The 16,823-nt window shown below is 70.5% G+C and carries 14 protein-coding genes; 2 read left to right on the plus strand and 12 right to left on the minus strand.

The genetic code is table 11. The features are described 5' to 3' along the window. Positions 1-42 precede the first annotated feature (42 nt). The 10 genes from ACFV61_RS02640 to ACFV61_RS02685 all read right to left on the minus strand — a co-directional run bounded on the left by ACFV61_RS02640 (position 43) and on the right by ACFV61_RS02685 (position 9,621). The gene (locus tag ACFV61_RS02640) at positions 43-246 is read right to left on the minus strand and encodes a hypothetical protein (protein ID WP_380489662.1); all 204 of its coding nucleotides are present in this window, start codon (positions 244-246) and stop codon (positions 43-45) included. Between the two features lie 30 nt (positions 247-276). Next, positions 277-1,683 carry a tyrosine--tRNA ligase gene (tyrS, locus tag ACFV61_RS02645; protein WP_380489664.1) on the minus strand — a complete coding sequence of 469 codons (1,407 nt, stop codon included), beginning with the start codon at positions 1,681-1,683 and terminating at the stop codon, positions 277-279. A gap of 98 nt (positions 1,684-1,781) precedes the next feature. After that, positions 1,782-2,732 carry a glycosyltransferase family 2 protein gene (locus ACFV61_RS02650; RefSeq protein ID WP_380489666.1) on the minus strand — a complete coding sequence of 317 codons (951 nt, stop codon included), beginning with the start codon at positions 2,730-2,732 and terminating at the stop codon, positions 1,782-1,784. Beyond that, entirely contained in the window at positions 2,729-3,859 is a 1,131-nt protein-coding gene (locus ACFV61_RS02655; protein ID WP_380489668.1) for a hypothetical protein, read from the minus strand. The genes ACFV61_RS02650 and ACFV61_RS02655 overlap by 4 nt, the downstream gene beginning before the upstream one ends. Further along, positions 3,856-4,593 carry a methyltransferase domain-containing protein gene (locus ACFV61_RS02660; protein ID WP_380489670.1) on the minus strand — a complete coding sequence of 246 codons (738 nt, stop codon included), beginning with the start codon at positions 4,591-4,593 and terminating at the stop codon, positions 3,856-3,858. The genes ACFV61_RS02655 and ACFV61_RS02660 overlap by 4 nt, the downstream gene beginning before the upstream one ends. Before the next feature lie 20 nt (positions 4,594-4,613). Continuing rightward, the gene (locus ACFV61_RS02665) at positions 4,614-5,693 is read right to left on the minus strand and encodes a hypothetical protein (protein WP_380489672.1); all 1,080 of its coding nucleotides are present in this window, start codon (positions 5,691-5,693) and stop codon (positions 4,614-4,616) included. Then, positions 5,690-6,619: a radical SAM protein gene (locus ACFV61_RS02670; protein WP_380489674.1), complete on the minus strand. Its 930-nt coding sequence runs from the start codon at positions 6,617-6,619 to the stop codon at positions 5,690-5,692. Before ACFV61_RS02670 ends, ACFV61_RS02665 begins: the two co-directional genes overlap by 4 nt. After that, positions 6,613-7,770 carry a hypothetical protein gene (locus ACFV61_RS02675; protein ID WP_380489676.1) on the minus strand — a complete coding sequence of 386 codons (1,158 nt, stop codon included), beginning with the start codon at positions 7,768-7,770 and terminating at the stop codon, positions 6,613-6,615. The genes ACFV61_RS02670 and ACFV61_RS02675 overlap by 7 nt, the downstream gene beginning before the upstream one ends. Before the next feature lie 22 nt (positions 7,771-7,792). Next, a complete protein-coding gene (locus tag ACFV61_RS02680) occupies positions 7,793-8,779 on the minus strand; it encodes a zinc-binding dehydrogenase (RefSeq protein WP_380489677.1) in 987 nt (328 codons plus the stop codon). Between the two features lie 68 nt (positions 8,780-8,847). Beyond that, positions 8,848-9,621 carry an HAD family hydrolase gene (locus tag ACFV61_RS02685; protein WP_380489679.1) on the minus strand — a complete coding sequence of 258 codons (774 nt, stop codon included), beginning with the start codon at positions 9,619-9,621 and terminating at the stop codon, positions 8,848-8,850. Positions 9,622-9,962: 341 nt separating this feature from the next. Between ACFV61_RS02685 and ACFV61_RS02690 the strand changes: the two genes are divergently transcribed. Both ACFV61_RS02690 and ACFV61_RS02695 read left to right on the plus strand, forming a co-directional pair. Next, positions 9,963-13,511, plus strand: coding sequence for an NB-ARC domain-containing protein (locus ACFV61_RS02690; RefSeq protein ID WP_380489711.1), 3,549 nt, complete (start codon positions 9,963-9,965; stop codon positions 13,509-13,511). A 2-nt stretch (positions 13,512-13,513) separates the two neighbouring features. Continuing rightward, on the plus strand, positions 13,514-14,680 hold the full coding sequence (locus tag ACFV61_RS02695) for a damage-control phosphatase ARMT1 family protein (protein ID WP_380489681.1): 1,167 nt from the start codon (positions 13,514-13,516) through the stop codon (positions 14,678-14,680). 46 nt (positions 14,681-14,726) lie between these two features. On the opposite strand, the gene ACFV61_RS02700 is transcribed toward ACFV61_RS02695, so the two are convergent. Further along, on the minus strand, positions 14,727-15,677 hold the full coding sequence (locus ACFV61_RS02700) for a hypothetical protein (protein WP_380489683.1): 951 nt from the start codon (positions 15,675-15,677) through the stop codon (positions 14,727-14,729). Between the two features lie 386 nt (positions 15,678-16,063). Further along, positions 16,064-16,393 carry a hypothetical protein gene (locus ACFV61_RS02705; RefSeq protein WP_380489685.1) on the minus strand — a complete coding sequence of 110 codons (330 nt, stop codon included), beginning with the start codon at positions 16,391-16,393 and terminating at the stop codon, positions 16,064-16,066. Between the last annotated feature and the right edge of the window lie 430 nt (positions 16,394-16,823).

The raw sequence follows: 16,823 nt of genomic DNA on the forward strand, positions 1-16,823 counted from the left end.
CGGAAGTGCGAGCAAGGTCCAGCTGTCGACGGAGCTGGCGCGTCAGCCGAGGTACGGGCAGGTGCCAGCGACGTAGTCGCCGATCTGCTGGCGCATGCTGGGGTGGCTGTCACACCAGTCGAGATCGGCTGGATGCACGAAGCAGCCGTCGTCGGCCTTGCCCTTGATCGTCGGCTGCCCAGCAACGGGGGCCGATGGCACCTTGTGACGTTGGGCCGTCACCGAAAGGACGTGGTGGTGGGGCAAGCCCGGCTCCCACCACCACGCCACGTTTCGTCACGCGTCGATGCGGGCGATCTTTCGGCCTGCCTTGAGATAGAAGGTCGCTTCCCCGTCGACGTCGGCCTGGCTGATGAGAGCGGACAGCGGCTGCTGGGTGGCGTCCTGGTCGAGCTGGGTGGTGTGCTGTTCGCCGTCCGCCCTTTCGGCGATGAGACGGAGGCCGTTCTGGGCGGCGACGCGGCGGGCGGCGGAGTTGCTGGGGGCGAAGCCCAGGACCTGGGTGAGCAGGGTGACCAGAGAGGTCTCGGCGTGCTCCTTGAGGGAGATGGCCGGGAGGTTCTGCGCTTCACCGAAGGTCCGCTTGGAGAAGCGGGCGGTGAACTCGGCGCGCGCGGCCTCGGCGGCCTCCAGGCCGTGAAGGGTGGCGGTGACCTCGCCGGCGAGGATGCGCTTGACGGCCATGGGGTGCGCGGTGCCGTCGGCCACGCGCGCGGTGACGGTGGAGATCTCCTCGTCGGTCCACTCGGTGAGCTGCTTGAGGTAGGGCTCGATGAGGTGGTCGGGGATGGACATCACGCGGCCGAAGATCTCGTCCGGGGAGGAGGAGAGTCCGACGTAGTTGCCCTTGGACTTGCTCATCTTGGCGCCGGTGCCGTCAGTGCCCTCGATGAGCGGGGTGGTGATGATGACCTCGGGGGTCTGCTCGCGGATCTCCATGACCTTGCGGCACATCTGGAGATTCAGGAGTTGGTCCACACCGCCGAGCTCGACGTCCGCGTCGATGGCCACGGAGTCGAGGGCCATGACGACGGAGTAGACGAACTCGGCGACCGACAGGCCGTCGCCGGCGGCGAGGCGGCTACGGAAGTCCTCGCGCTGGAGGGTCATCGAGACCGGGACATGGGCCAGGATGCTCACCAGTTCGGGGAGGCTGACCTTGTTCAGCCACTCGCCGTTGAAGCGGAGGTCGGCGCGCGTGAAATCGATAAACGGCGTGACCTGCTGCTGGTAACCGCTGAGGTTGTGGGCGATGTCGGCGTCGGTGAGCGCCGGCCGCTCGGAGGAGCGGCCGGACGGATCTCCGATCTTGGCGGTGACGTCTCCGATGATGAAGACGACGTGGTGTCCCATGCGCTGGAAGCGGGACGCGATGATGATCGGCACCGAGTGGCCCAGGTGGACGTCCGGGGACGTCGGGTCAATGCCGTACTTGACCACGAGCGGACGGCCCTCTGCCTGGGCGGCAGTGATCTTCTCCGCGAGCGCGGACGCGGAGGGGATGACGTTGATCGCGCGGCCTTCGACCAGCGCGGCCTGTTCGGCCGGGGAGAGGTCGGACAGGTCCAGCGAGCGGCGGCTATACGTCTCTTCCAAGAGCCGGGCGACCGTATAGTCCGCGGCCAGGTCCGATCCCTTGAGGATCTCCATGGCGCGGATTACGGACTCGCTGAGACGGCTCATGGCGTCGTTACGCTCCTGGGTCTGTCGGCTGGCCTGGCCAGCGGGTATGAGGGAAGCACGCGATTTTAGCATCGCGATGCGGCGCCGCATTTGCTTAGTCACACTGCGCTGCGGCTGGGCGGCGGTGGAATCGTCGGGGTGGGGACGGTTGCCGGGGCCGGCGGAGGTGGGGCGAGCGGGCGGTCGCGGGCGACGCTGGCGAGGGTGCGAAGCCAAGCGGTGAACGGCCCGCGGCTGCGGAGGGAGTGGTAAAACATCGCGGAGAGAGGGCGAAAGGCGTGGAGGCGGTGGCCTTGCTGGAGGTGGGCTTCCACGCGGTGGCTGGCGGCACGGGCGCGGTAGCGGTGGGCAATACGGCGCAGGGAAGCCGCGGTGGCCCAGGTGGGCGGGATGGCCGTGAGGGCGATGAGACGGTGGGCGAGGTCGGCGCAAACGTCGGCGCGGTAATGCTGGGAGGAACCGTTGAGGGTCCGGTCGGTCATGCTCGCCGGGTGGAGCCGGTAGTTCACGAGGGGCTCGGGCAGGGTGTGGCCGTGGCCGGCGTCGCGCAGCGCGTGGAAGTGGATCTCGTTGGTGACGGGGAGGAGGGTGCTGGCGGCGTCGCGGCGGACGAGGAGGGTGCTGGTGTTGCCGCCGGGGTGGGGCTCGGGTAGCAGTGGGCGGCCGTCGGTGCCGACGACGGTCTCCCAGTGGTCGATCAGGAGGCGGTCGGGGGTGATGGCGTCGGCACAGGTGCGGAGTTTGGCGGGGTGGAACCAGTCGTCGGCGTCGAGTGGGGCGATCCAGTCGCCCTCGGCGAGGAGCATGGCGTCGGTGAGGGTCTGGGCGAACCCTCGCTGGGGGCGGCGCACGATGCGGACGTGGTCCTGGTGGCGGCGGCAGATCTCGGGGGTGTTGTCGGTGGAACCGTCGTCGATGACGAGGATCTCGTGGAGGGTGTAGTTGCCGGGCTCCTGCTCGAGGCAGCTGGTGATGGCACGGTCGAGGTAGCGGCCGTAGTTGTGGCAGAGGATCACGCAGGAGATCCGGGGCAGTGGAGCGTTCGTCATCGGTGGCCGCCTTCGTAGAGCGCGAGGTGGGCGGTGAGGATGTCCTTGTGCTCCTGGGCGCGGTAGTCGAGGAAGTCGTGGTCGAGGCGGCGCGGGGTTGCGGCTGTGCGGGCGGTCGCGGCTTCCAGGGCGGTCAGGAAGCGTTCGCCGAAGAGGTTGGGGTGGCCGGTGGTCCAGTCGAACCATTCGGGTTGGGGGATGGCCTGGTCGTGCCGCTGGTGGAGACGGTGTTGTTCGGCGAGGTGACCGATGCGGGCACAGACCGGGGTGAGGCCGAGGTCGAAGGCGAGTTCCAGTTGGCCGGAGTGGGTGCCCCAGAGGTAGGGGAGCAGTAGCAGGTCGCTGGCGAGGGCGGCGTCGAGGACGTCGGCGTCGGTGGGGTACGGGCGCATCGTGATCCGGATGCGGGGGTCGTGTCGGGCGGTGTCCAGGATCACGGGGAGCGGGTTGGGGGTGGTGCGGGTGAAGTCGGCGGGGCTGGCGGCGCGCAGGAGGAGGTGCAGGGTGTGGGCGGGGTCGCTGTTGGCAAGTGACCAGTTGACGACGGGTGAGATCTGGTCGCGGTTGGCGCGGGTAGCCCCGTAGAGGAGGGCGCGGACGCCGGTGCCGGGGAGGCGTTCGCGGTGGCGGAGGGTGTCGGGCGGTACGACGTAGCCATGCGGGATGACGGTGGCGGGAGGCTCGGTGCCCAGCAGGGCGGCAAGGTCGGCGCGAGAGCCTTCGGTAAGGCAGATCCAGGGGACGTCGGCGGCGAGGAGCAAGCGCAGGCGCGTGATGAAGGCGTCGGCTCCGTCGCTGTCGCCGCCGAACATGGGGCGGGTGTCGTGGGCGGTGAAGACCACGCGGACGCCGGCGGTGGCGCAGGCGTCGAGAAGGCATTCCAGGACGGCGGGGGCTTCGAGGTCGATGTGGTGGAGGTGGAGGACGTCGAGCCAGTCCAGCGGGGTGTGGTCGAGGATCCAGGAAGCGGTGACGTCGGCGGGGACGACGAGGCCGTGGCGGATCTCGGTGGGCTCGGGCGCGGTGTTCAGGGCGCGGATGCCAGGGCCGTGGAGCTTGCGGGCGTAGGGGGTGCGAGCGGGCAGGTGGACGACCCGAAGGCCGGAGGTCGGGGAAGCGATGGTCATCGGCGGACCTCGGGCAGGCCGACGGTGACGAGCTGGGTGGACAGGCCGTGGGAGGCGTCGTCGCTTCGGGTGACGCCGCCGTAGTGGATCTCGAAGCCGCGGGCGCGCAGGAGGGCCTGGAACTCGTCGCTGGCCCACTCGCGGACGTGGCTGGGATTGCGGGGCGGCCCGGGGGCGTCGTAGCCGCTGCGGAACTCGCGGGCGGGGGTGGAGAACACGGCGACGGAGGCGCCGTCCGACAGGAGGTTGCGGGTGAGCGCGAGGAGCGGGAGCGGGTCGAGGAGGTGTTCGATGACGTCGGAGCAGACGACGACGGAGCGTCGCAGGAGATCGGGAGCGAGCGGGAGGTATTCGGTCTTCTCCAGGTCGGCGTCGATCCACTGGCCGAAGGCGTGGTTCTCGCGGCACCAGGTGAGGTTGTCGCCGAAGTCGACGCCGATGTACGTCCAGTCGGGGCGTTCGGAGGCCAGGGCGGCGAGTTTGCCGGCGCGGCCACAGCCGAGGTCGATGAGGGTGTTGAGGCCGGAGTGCTCGGCGAGGGTGGCGGCGTAGGGGTAGACGTCGGGCTGCCAAGTGATGTCGTCGTCGGTGGTGTCGGTGAAGTACTCCACGGTGGTCCGGTGGCGGTAGCCGGCCCGGATGTGGTGGGTGGTGGCGTCGCCGAGGGGCTGACGGGAGAGAACGGGGTACGGCGCCGGGGCTGACGCAGGGGACAGCGCGGGAGTCGTGGACACAGTGAACTCCTTCGGTCGTGTCACAGCTGGGGCCAGAGCGAGAAGATGCCGACCAGGCGCTCGGTGAGCTCCTCGCGGAGTTCGCGCCAGCGGTGGCCGCCGGTGCGGCGGGCTTCGGCGGCCAGGTCGTAGGCGTGGCCGCCGGTCTCGGGCAGGCAGGCGAACATCTGGAGCAGAGCGGAGGTGTCGTCGTCCGGTCCGGAGTCGGTGTCGGCTGCGAGCAGGGTGCGGATGTCGTCGGCCGGCATGGCGGCGGTGATGCCGGAGCCGGGGATGCTCTTGCTCATCTTGGGAAGGCCGCCGAGGCCGGGGATCATCTTGGTGTAGATGCCGGAGAGGCGGTCGGCGGGCAGACCCCAGCGTTCGGCTCCGCGCCGGGCGAGCGCCACGTACTTGTGCTCGTCGACGCCGAGGGAGACCAGGACGTGGCGGTCCTGGGCGAGCAGGTGGACGAAGTCGGCGGCCATGAGGAGGGTGGCCTGCTTCATGCCGTAGGTGAGGTGGTCGAAGACACCGTGGTTGCGGTAGAGGCCGGAGAGGTCCTCCTCGGCCCAGGTGAAGTCGGCGTCGTCCAGGTGGCGGGAGAGCAGGAAGGCCGTGGCCAGGACGTCGGCGTTGCCCTCCTGGCGACGCAGGACTCCGCGCTGCTCGTCGAAGCCGAGCCGGCGGACGAACTCCTCGTACTGGTCGGCCAGTCGGCGGACATCGGCCAGCGGGGTGCGGCGGGCGTTGTAGGAGTCGAGGTCGCCGAGCACGATCTGGACGTGCAGTCCGTGCTGCTGGAGCGTGACGGCGCGCAGGAGTTGGAAGACGGTGCCGGCGTGCGGCGGGCCGCCGAGGCCGACGCCGGTGGTCACGGTGGCGGGCTTCCCGTCGGCGACGGCGGTTGCGAAGTCCCGGGCTCCGGTGTGGCACATCCATTTGGTGCGCAGGTCGTCCGGGCTCAGGTCGGCGAGCGGGAAGTCGATGGCGCCGAGGGCGGGTTCGGCATCGGCCTCCGGGGCGACGTTGTCGCTGGCGGCAGCAGTGGTCTCGGGAGCGATGCGCTCGTAGTTGTGGCGGGCGATGACGTCGTCGTAGTACGCGGAGTCGAACTTCACGGTGCGGTCACTTCCTTGTCCGGGGAGGTCGTAGTGGAGGTGTCGGTAGTGGAGCGCGATGCGAAGGCCCGGCGGACGAGGGGCTCGAAGCCGTCGGCGAGGAGGTTGCCGAGGACGGTGTTGCGGGGCGCGGCGACGCTGCCGAGATCGGCGGTGACGGTGCCGTCGGCCAGGACCCAGACCCGGAAGGGATAGGCGTCCTCGGCAGCCCGGGTCGGCTGGTCGTACACCTGGATGCCGGTGCCGGACAGCAGGTCGCGGACGTGGGCGACGGCCTGGGTGAACGCCTCGCGGTCGTAGGCATAGAGGTCGGCCTTGCGGGAGTTCGCGCGGCCGATCGGCCGGTACTGGGAGATCAGCCAGTACTCCACCGGCGTACTGGCAGCCAGACCGGTGATGATCTCGGCGAGGCTGGGGAGGGCGGCCAGCGAAACGGCGGTGGTGAAGGTGTTGAAGGCGAGGCGCCGCCGGTCGGACGCGAGCAGGGCGGTGTTGGCCCGGAAGGTGGTGAAGTAGCCGTCGCCGCGGAACCAGTCGGCGCTCTGCTCGTCGGGGCCGTCCACGGCCAGGGAGTAGAGGGTGACGTGGTCGCGCAGTCCGGCGTAGCGGTCGGCGAGCAGCAGGCCGTTGGTGTGCAGGTTGGTCTCGAAGCCGGCGGCCTGGGCGTGCTGGAGCGCGGGCTCCAGGTGGTTGTCGTACGGCATGACGGGGTCGCCGCCGGTGAAGACGATCCTCCGCGCCTCCGACTCGGCGCGGACGCGGTCGATGACGCGGCGGACGGTGGCCTCGTCGGTGTGCACCCGGTTACGTTCGCGGTAGCAGAAGCGGCACACCCCTGGGGAACCGGCCGTCTTCGGCAAGTCCCAGGCGTTGCAGTCGGTGTTGAGGACCAGGTGCACGATGGCGAGTTCTTCGTGGGTCAGCATGCGGTCGTCTCCCTGTCGGAGGCCGGACGGTGGTCCGAGGGCAGTCGTAAGAGGGCGTCGACCGTGCGTGGGGCACCGCCCGTGAGGAACACGAAACGGCGCAGGGTGTGCAGGGCGGCGCCGTCGTCCACGACGGCGAGCGCGGTGGCCAGCCCAGCCCGCAAGGTGGGGGCGGCGCCGGCGGTCACCATCAGGACAGCCGCGTTCAGGGCGACGGTGCGCCGGGCCACCGCCGAGGCCCGGCCGGCGAGGAGATGCACGATGGCGGCGACGTTCGCGCGCGGATCGGCGCGCTGTGCCAGGGAGCCGAGGCCACCGACCGGGCCCACGACACCGCTGGCCTCGCCGACGGCGCGTGCGAAATCCAGGTCCTCCTGGCCAGCGGTCAGGCGGCAGACGCGGACGGTACCGCCGGGAATCAGCTCGTCGACCTGACTGCCGCGCACGGGGGAGGAGTTGACCACGGTGACGTCACCGAGGCCGAGTCGGTGCAGCAGTCGCGCGGACACCTGGACGGCCGGGTGGGACAGGCCGTAGACGAAGCCGTGGCAGGCCACCGGGCTCAGCAGGGCGGGGAAGCCCAGGCTCAGGGCGTGCACGGCCTGGAACCGCTGCCCGTAGCGCCGGTCGAACTCCGGCACCCGGTGCTCGATGGAGAAGAACCCGAAGCCGCACTCCCCCGCGATGTCCACCATGGCCTGCGGCGAGAGATGCTCGCACCGCGCACCCACCACGTCCATGAAGTCCCGGGAACCGGTCTTGGAGGAGGCGCTGCGCGAGCCGAGCTTTGCGATGTGCGCGCCGCCCGCCGCGGCGACCAGCGCGGCAGCCGAGCTGATGTTGATCGTCTTGTACGTCTTCTTTCCGCTGCCGGTGTAGCCGACCAGGCGCATCCCCAGCGGCGGCATCAGGGGCTCCCCAGCGCTGCGGTCCAGCGCGCGGGCGGCCCGGATCGCGGCTTCCACCTCGGCAGGGCGCGGTCCGCGAAGGAGTAGGGCGGTCAGCACGCTGCCGAGCATCACGTCACGGGGCGGGCCGGCGGGTAGCCGGAGCAGGTGCAGCAGACCGTTGTGGACCTCGGCCGGGGAAATGTCGTCGGGTGAGTTGACCAGGTGCACGAGGTCGGGGATCGGGACGGGGGGCGAGTGCATCGCGGAGCTCCTAGGGGTGAAGTCAGCTACGGGAAGTGAGCAGTACTTTCAGCGGTCGGCGCGCAGCGTCGGGGCGGAGCGCGTCCAGGGCGTCGGGCAGCCAGGCGAGCGGGTAGCGGGTGGAGATGAGGGCCGTGGCCCACGCGCTGTCCGCGTCCTGGTCGAGCAGGTGGAGGGCGTCCCGGAAGTCGTCGCAGTCGTTCGCGCGGCAGTAGGAGTACGAGCCCCGGACGGTGAGTGAGCGTCGGAACACCTCGCGCACCGGGGTGGGCAGCTGCACCTGCGGGGCGTAGGCGTTCTGAACGAGGACCGTGCCGCCCTCCCGTACCGCCTCGAGCGCCTGGAGCAGCGGCGCGGGCGAGTGCCCAGAAGCCGCGTCGACCACCGCGTCGCACGCGCCCGCAGGGAGACCTGGAGCCGGGCAGACGGTGACGGAGGTGCCCGCCAACAGGGTCCGGAGCCGAGCTTCGTGGTCCGGCCTGCGAGTGGTGAGGAGGACGTCCCATCCGGCTCGGGCCGCGACGACTGCGGTGCAGATGCCCAGGGTGCCGGCGCCGATGACCCCGAGGCGGCTCGTGCCACTGGAGGGTGGTGCTTGCAGGCCGCACCGCACGCCGTGCAGGGCGACCGCCACCGGGTCGGCGAGGACGAACACAACCGGATCAGGTGCTCCAGCAGGCAGCGGCACGGCGTTCCGTACGGGAACGCGAACGGACTCGGCCAGGCCGCCGGGCAGGTCCCAGCCGATGCGCCGCAGGCCGGGGCACAGGTGGATGCGGCCCAGGACGCACTCGGCACATGCATCGCACCCGACCAGCGGGTTGACCGCGACCCAGTTCCCGGTGGTGTCGTCGATGCCGACGACCTCGTGGCCGGGCACCCACCCTTCGGGTATCGGTCCGCCCCAGGAGTCCGAGCAGAGCTTGCTGGTGTCGCTCCCGCACAATGCCGAGAAGCGCACCCGGACGTCTGCCGTCCCGGTGTCTGCCGGCAGTGCGGCGCGACGCACAGGCGCGAGGCGTAGCGGACTGTCCGGCTCCCTGCGCTGAGCTTCCCAGACGAGCGTGCCAACGCCGGTCACCGGACTTCCTGCCAGTTCGAGTTCGAGACGCCCAACCAGGTCGGCAGGGCCTCGACGGACTTGAGCGTGACGCCCGGCCAGGGCTGTCCGTGGTCGCCGAAGGCCAGCGTGTCCGTGCCGCCCCGTCGTTCCACCCGCACCGCCCGCATTCCGCAGCGCAGGGCCCCGAGCAGTTCGTTGCCACCACCGTCGCCGCAGTACAGCACCGAATCCGCAGCGTGCCCGAGGCGCTCGGCGACCCGCGCGTACAGGTGCCGGGTCGGCTTCACTGCGCCCTCGCGGCAGCTGAACAGCGCCACGTCGAACTGTTCGGAGAGTTCGGAGTGGTGCCACGCCTCGGCGATGTCGGGGGCCGCGTCGCTCAGCAGCGCCAGCCGGATGCCGGACCGCCGCAGCGTGTGGAGGCTCTCCAGCACTGACGGCTCGGCACGCAACCGTCGGGGCGCCAGCTGTCGGAGTACCGACTCCACCTGGGGGACGTACTCAGCCGGTGCCCCGCACTGTTCGGCGAGATGCGCGGCGATCTCGGTGGGCGTGCTCAGGGTGCCGTCGTGCCGAGCCAGCCAACTGCCGCCGAGTACCTGGTCGGCGATGTGGTCCGGCACGTGCAGTTCGGCGGCGATCCTCCGCGCGGCATGGCTTCGCTCGCGGTCGTCCGGGGCCGGAACCAGAGTTCCGAAGAGGTCCAGGATCACGGCGGTGGGCCGCCATCCGGCAGGCGTCGCAGTGGCGATCGGGCTCTGTTCCGGGCGGGTCAGGGTGCTGTCCATCAGTTCCCTTCCGTCACTGGCGACGGCGATGGGCCGAGGCCGGTGATCGAATTACCAAGTGGGGGCTTCTCCAACGGCTCTGCCGGCCGAAAGCCGGAGGTTGAGGAGCTGTTGAAAGCCTGCCCGCCGGAGCCCGTTCCGGCGTAGGTCCGCGCGTCGCACCGCCGTAGAACCGGCACCGAACCCAGTCGGGCGGTACCGGAGTGCGAGTCGATCACCACTCGTCGCGGCTGTGGTACTCGTGCTGAACCCGTGCTGAACCATTGGCCGTACGACCCGGGACGCCTCGGAATAGGCTGCTAGCGTCGTCAGTACCGATTGCAGGGGGTCGAGTGGGCACGGTGCAGCGTTGGTCAGGTCGTGAGGCCAAGGCTCTCCGTGAGGCATTACGGATGACCGTCCGCGGCTTCGCAGCCCACCTCGGTGTCAGCGACCGGACGGTGTCCAAGTGGGAGGCCGGCGGGGAGCACCTGTTCCCCGTGACCGACTCGCAGGCACTGCTCGACACAGTCCTCGACCGGGCGGACCCCGACGCTGTGGACCGCTTCCGACAGCTCCTCGACGGGCACGCCCGTCATCGAGCGACCACTGCGGGAAGTTACGTCCTAGCGCCACCTCCGGAGCCCGGCTTGGTACACAGATCCGAAGACTTCGACAGCGTCATCTCCCTGCTGGCCGAGGCAAACGCATCCGGCAGGAGCCCCGTCCTGGCGGTGTGCGGACCCGGCGGCTTCGGCAAGACGACCCTGGTCACGCAGGTGTGCGAGGACCCCGGTGTCCGGGAGTTGTTCCCCGAGATCCTCTGGGTGGAGACGGGAGAAGGCTGCACCGCGGCCCGCGTCGTGGAGCTGATCTCCGATCTCTGCGTGCACGTCGACGGCACACGTCCCGCACTCACCGACCCCGAGCAGGCCGGCTTCCACCTGGCCCGTGTGCTGCAGGACAGGCGGGTGCTGCTCGTCATCGACAATGTCTGGTCGGCGGCGGACCTGGCTCCGTTCCTGTTCGGCGCGCCATCCTGCACCCGCCTCGTGACCACGAGGAACATCCGCACCTGCCCGTCGACGGCCCAGGTGCTGCGGCTCGGCCCGATGTCGGCTCCGGAGATCAGCGAGCTGCTGACCCGATCCGTCTCCCGCCTGACCCGGCCGGCCGCCGACCGGCTGGCGGCCCTGTGCGGCGGGTGGCCGCTACTGGCCACCGTGGTCGGCTCCAACGTCTCCTCCGACCTGGCCGCGGGAGCCTCGGCCGAACGGGCCGTCACCGAGGCCAGGCAGGCACTGCACGCCCACGGCCCACAGGCGTTCGACGTCTGGGACGTGGACCAGCGTTCCAACGCGATCGGCCACGCCATCACCGCCAGTCTGCGCAGTCTCGACGAGGGCGTACGGATCACCGGCGGCTCGTCGCTGCGCGAGCGCTACCTCTCCCTGGCGGTCTTCCCTGCCACGCTCCCGGTGCCCTTGAGCGTGCTCACCCACTGGTGGGGCACGTCCCACGGCTGGTCGGCCAGCGCCGTCCGCCAGTTCTGCCGGATCCTGGCCGACCGCTCGCTGATCAGCGCGTATCTGGCCGGCCGGGACGCGGTGGTCCTGCACGACGTGTTCCGCTCCTATCTGAAGCACATGGTGGGCGGTCAGTGGGAAACTCTGCACGCCTCGTTGATCGATTCCTACCGCAGCGCCGGTGCCGCGGACTGGTCTCAGCTGCCGGCGTCCCACCCCTACATGTGGCAGCAACTGCCGTACCACCTGCACGAGGCCGGACTCGATGACGAGCTGGTGGACCTGCTGTCGTCCACCTCGTACGTGGCGCGCAAGGCCGCGACCATCGGCAGCCAGTCCCTGGCGGCCGACGCCATAGTCCTCGGGACCGTCGAACCCTTCCGGGCCGAGTCACACCCCCGGCACCGGGACTGGCACCGGGCGGGCACGCTGACCGGGGCCGGATACCTGCTGCACGGGCTCCGAACGCCGCAGGACATGGCATCGACGCTGACCCTCGCCCTCGTACGGGCGGGCGACCTACCGTCCGGCAGCACCACGGAGACCGCCGACGCAGTCGGCTTCCAGACCTCGTGGGCCCGGGCCGCCGCAGTGGAGCACGGCCACGTGGGCGCCGTCGTCTCGGTCGCGACCGCTGCGGGCCTCATCGCCTCCGGCGGGGAGGACGGCGCCGTCCGGGTCTGGGACCTCGCCTCGCGCACCCTGGTCCACGCCTTTCACGCCCACACCGGCTGGGTGTTCGCCACTGCCCTGACGCATGACAGCGCGCTGCTGGCCTCGGCGGGCGAGGACGGCCTGATCCGCCTCTGGAGCCCCCGCACGGGAAGAGCTCTCGGAATCCTCGCCGGTCACGACCGCCGGGTCCGCTGCCTCAGCTTCACCCCGGACGGCCGGTACCTGCTGTCAGCGGCCGAAGACGGGAACGTGCGGGTCTGGAAGGTCGAGGAACTGAGCCTCAGTCACTCGATGGCGACCTGCGGAACGCCACTGTGGACGGTCTCCGTCGACGCCGCAGCGCGGGTCGTGGCCGCAGCGGGCGAGGACGAGTTCGTCCGCCTCTACGACCTGGCGACCGGCGCGCTCCTCGACGAGAAGGCGGGTCACCGCGACTGGGTCCGGTCGGTGGCCTTCTCCCCCACCGGCGGGCTCCTCGCCTCGGGCTCGGGCGACCGCTCCGTGGTCCTCTGGGACACCAGCGGCGGCAGGCTTAACCAGGTCCGGCGGGTGGACGACCTTCCCGCACGTGTCCGCTCAGTGGTCCTCGACAGCCAGTCGGACCTCCTCCTCGCCGCAACCGAAGACGCCGTCGTCCGGGCGTTCGACGCTAGCGGGCCGGTCGGCGAGGTTCAGATGCCGCCAGGCGTCGACTGGGTCCGGGCACTGGCCTGCGCAGCCGACGGCACGGTCGTCGCCGGCTGCGAGGACGGCGCCCTGCGGCTGTGGACGAAGTCGGAACCCGACGGGCTCCACACAGTGGCCGAAGGCTCGAACACGGTCTGGTCCACCCACATCACGTCCGACGGCGGTCTCGGCGCCGTCGGCCACGGTGACGGCCACGTCGAACTCCTGGACCTGCCCACCGCAGCGTCGCGCCGCGAACTGCTGGGCAGCGCGGGCCGGGTGTGGTCGGTGGCCACCGGTGGCAGGTACGTCGCGGCGGCCTGCGGGGACGGCTCAGTCCACGTCTGGTCCCTCGACGACGAGAGCTGGGCCCTGCGGCTCAACGACGACGTCACCCGGAGCTGGAGCGTCGCGGTGGCCCGGTCCGGCACCCGGCTCGCCGCCAGCACCGGCGACGGGCACATCCGGTGCTGGGACCTCCCCTCCGGAGCGCTGGTGTGGGAGCAGCAGGCCCATGCCGGCCGCGTGCGGTCGCTGGCGTTCGACGCCGAGGGACACCTGCTCGCGGCGAGCGGCGGCGACGGCTCCGTGCACCTCTGGGATTCGCGCACGGGCCGACACCTCAGCCGGTTCGTGAACCCCGGAGGATGGGCGCGGTCGATCGCCGTCGATGCCGCGGGCGCCCATCTCGCGGTGGGGTCGGGCACTGGGGAGATCCATGTCCGCGACGTCCGGACCGGCCAGTTCACCGCTCACCTGTCCGGACACGTCGGCCGGGTCCTCATGATGGCCTTCGGCGACGATCCTGACCGGCTGCTGTCGGCTGCGGCGGACGGAACCGTGCGGGCCTGGTCGCTCAGCCACCAGCACCAACTCGCCGAGGCACGCGTCGACGCGACGCTGAACTGCGCCGCCGCCGACCCAGGTACGGGTCGCGTGCTCGTCGGGAGCGCGGCCGGCCCTGCGTCGCTGCAGCTCCATCACGGGCAGACCGTGGATCATGTGGCGGGACCCGCCGACAGCCGAGGAGAAGGACGAATCTGAGCATGCCCAGCGCACCCGTGATCCTGAGCGGCACCCCCGGCTCGTTCGCCCGGAACGTCTTCCACGAGCGGCACCCGAAGCTCATCCAGCAGGTGCTCGACGCACTGCCGTACGAGCCTACCGGGCGGGCAGCGATCGAGGATCTCCTCTCCGAGAGCACTGACGGTGTGCTGCATCCGCTCAGCACCAGTGCCCATGATCACCAGCAGTGGCTGGAGTGGGGTGAGGCCCTGTTCGGACGGCCGTGGGGCGAGGCGCCGTTCCTGTGGGCCGAGAGCTACTTCTACCGCAGGCTGCTCGAAGCCACCGGCTACTTCCGGCCCGGGACTTGGCAGGGCATCGACCCGTTCGCACCGTTCAAGGACGCCGAACTCGCCGGCCCGGCCGTCGACGCCGAGCTGGCAGCCCTCGGCGACCTGCCCTCGGACTTCACCGACAAGCGAGCCGCCACGCTTCTCTCCTCGGCGCTCTGGGGCAACCGCGCCGACCTGAGCTTCCAGATCGCGGCGGAGGCCGGAGGGTCGATCGCGTCCGACCTGGTGGCCGACGACAGCGAGTCGCTCTGGGCCGAGCTGGAGCGGGCCGAAGGCGGGCGTGTCTGCATCATCGCGGACAACGCGGGCCGGGAGCTCCTGCCGGACCTGGTGCTGGTCGACCACCTCCTGGCCTCCGGCCTGGCGGCACAGGTCGTCGTGTACGTGAAGCCACAGCCGTACTACGTGTCGGACGCGACGATGGCCGATGTCCTCGCCACCGTCGAGCGCCTGCGCACCGCCACCACGGCGGCTGCCGCGACGATCGGCGAACGGCTGTGGCGAGCGATGAACAGCGGCGCGCTCGTGATCCGCACACACCCGTTCTTCTGCGCGCCGCTGCCTTTCCACGACATGCCCGCCGATCTCCGGGCCGAGTTCACCGGCGCGGCGATGACGATCCTCAAGGGCGACCTCAACTACCGCCGCCTGGTCGGCGACCAGCTCTGGCCGCCGGCCACCTCGTTCACCGAGACGGCGGGCCACTTCCCCTCACCCGTCGCGGCGCTGCGGACGCTGAAGTCGGACGTGATCGTCGGTGTCGACGCCGATACCGTCGCCCGGCTCGACAGCACCGGGACGCCGTGGCGCACCGATGGCCGCCACGCCGTCATCCAGGTCCACCCCCGCCCGTAGTCGAAGCACCGGCCCGGCGCCCCCGCCGCCTCCGATCGTTCGAGGCTCACCCGGCGAACGTCGGATCCGGACTGATCTGCAGTGCGGCCTTCGCGGCGCGCATCGCGTCCCGGACTCGTGCGGCACCAGCGCGGGTTGCCGCTTCTCCGCCCCCGACTGTGAGCGTGCGGGTTTCGAGGCCCGCGCAGGGGCGGCAGATGCCCGGCTGGGGCACCGGGTCGTGGCACTTTGCGCACTCGGCGTACCGGGTCGATGCTGGCCGCACAAGGGCCTGTACGGGCGGCATCTTGCGCTCCAGGCGGTAGCGCAGAACCGCAACCGCCGAGTGCATCGGGGCGGGCAGGCCCGGTAGCAGGGCCTGGGTGAGGTCGGCCTGGGTCGCGCCGCGATCCAGCCACTGCGCGACGAGGGGCGCGAGTTCCTCAGCTTCGGCCTGGCCGACCCGCAGGCGCGGCTCGGGGCGGATCACCCGGAACAGCGTGGCGACAGCCTCGCGGACCTGCTCGTCCGGCACAGGTTGCTCGTTGATCTCCTGGGGGTCTTCCTCCCGCCCTCCTGGTCTCGCCTGCGGCTCGTCGGTGCGGTGCGGCTCCCCGGCCTGCTCGACAGGGAGGGAGGTTTCTTTCACCAGGTCCTTTACAAGGGCGTCAGCACCGCCGGTGGTCGCTTCACCGGAGACCGGACGGGTGGTACCCGGCAGCGCGAGCTGTGGGGTGTCGTAGACGTGGGTCTCGGTGATGATCGTGCCGTCCGGCATGCGGATCTTCTCGACGCGGTAGAAGCCGAGGTCGGCCAGCTCCTTCAGGGCCTTGCGGATCGCGCCTCGGCCCTGGGGGCTGGTGTCGGCCATGTGCCGACCGTCCTCGCGCCAGCCGTCCGGGCGGGAGAGGAGGTCCGCGAGCAGGCCGCGGGCGGTGTAGGACAGCTGCCGGTACTGCAGCATGCAGTTGGGCAGCACGGTGAAGTTGCGTACGTGTTCGGTACGATGGACTCGCACGGGAGTTAGCGCTCCTGGTGCCGGACCCCGGGATGTTTGCCGCATCGCCGGGGTCGCCTATTTTCGGTTGGACTTGGGAACGTAGCACACGGACCGATCGAAGATCGACGCGATCGGCGAGCGATCACCATCACACTCGATCCGCTCTCACCGCAATCCCCAAACGGCAGGGTTGGGAGAGTTTTACGGAGTAAAGGACAGCCCGGTTTACCGAGGAAAGCCTCGTCGCTTTACTCGGTAAACCGGGACTTCCCTGTTCAGTTTCTGAACAGGGCGGCCGTTCAGAGACTGAACAGAGATGCTGTTCACTCAGTGAACAAGACACCCGTTCAGTGAGTGAACAACCTCCCCGTTCACTCGGTGAACAGCAGTGCCAGGCGGGATCGCTAATCGAGGTAGGTCAGTCGGAAGAGGCCGTCGAAGCCGAGTCCCTGGTACATCTCGTCGAAGGACGCCCACACGTGCTCGTCCTCCGTGGCGCCGCGGGCGGCGGTGACGTCGGCGGTCTCCAGATCGTGTTCCCGCCACTCGTGCGCGCAGCGGCATCGGACGAAGACCAGGTCGGGTTGGACGTGGATCAGGAGCCAGTCGCGGGCGGCGTTGCAGGTGGCGCAGGTGAGGGTGATGCCGCGGAGGTTGAGGGGTTCGGGGTGGGGGACGGCGAGGACGGCGGGGCGGTGTTGGGGGTTGTGGTCGGCGTTGGCCGGGTTGGTCATTCGGTGCCCTTCGGTGTCGGTTGCAAGCACCACAAGACGACCGGCGGCCGAACAGTTCCCGGAAGCCGAAGACAACATCAGATCGACACCACGGCTGCCCCGCAGACCAGTTGGTGGCGCCCCAGGGGCGGTTTCCTCGGGGAATCTGCGGGGCTTTCCTCGGAAAGGTGCTGCGGATTTCCGGGAAAGCCCGTCCTGGTGGCCTGCCGTTGTTTGTGGCGTCAGTCCTGGCCCGACGCCCTTGGTGTCGGCTTCAGGGTGCGGTCAACCGGTCGGCGAGGGTGCGTTCTTCGGGTGTGGGAAGGACCAGGGAGGCGGGGGGGGGGGGGGGGGCCCCCCCCCCCCCCCCGGGGGGGGGTTAACCAAGGGGGGGGTCGACCCCCCGGCCCGCCGGGCCGGCGGCGGGGGCGGGGGGTGGGGCCGGGCCCCC

This window comes from Kitasatospora sp. NPDC059817 (assembly GCF_042731835.1).
Taxonomy (GTDB): domain Bacteria; phylum Actinomycetota; class Actinomycetes; order Streptomycetales; family Streptomycetaceae; genus Kitasatospora.

Bases quoted from the DNA above. Each gene is read 5' to 3' on its own strand.
- ACFV61_RS02655 (WP_380489668.1), bottom strand. From the start codon at position 3,859: ATGACCATCGCTTCCCCGACCTCCGGCCTTCGGGTCGTCCACCTGCCC.
- ACFV61_RS02705 (WP_380489685.1), bottom strand. From the start codon at position 16,393: ATGACCAACCCGGCCAACGCCGACCACAACCCCCAACACCGCCCCGCC.
- ACFV61_RS02670 (WP_380489674.1), bottom strand. From the start codon at position 6,619: ATGCTGACCCACGAAGAACTCGCCATCGTGCACCTGGTCCTCAACACC.
- tyrS (WP_380489664.1), bottom strand. From the start codon at position 1,683: ATGAGCCGTCTCAGCGAGTCCGTAATCCGCGCCATGGAGATCCTCAAG.
- ACFV61_RS02695 (WP_380489681.1), top strand. From the start codon at position 13,514: ATGCCCAGCGCACCCGTGATCCTGAGCGGCACCCCCGGCTCGTTCGCC.
- ACFV61_RS02650 (WP_380489666.1), bottom strand. From the start codon at position 2,732: ATGACGAACGCTCCACTGCCCCGGATCTCCTGCGTGATCCTCTGCCAC.
- ACFV61_RS02675 (WP_380489676.1), bottom strand. From the start codon at position 7,770: ATGCACTCGCCCCCCGTCCCGATCCCCGACCTCGTGCACCTGGTCAAC.
- ACFV61_RS02685 (WP_380489679.1), bottom strand. From the start codon at position 9,621: ATGGACAGCACCCTGACCCGCCCGGAACAGAGCCCGATCGCCACTGCG.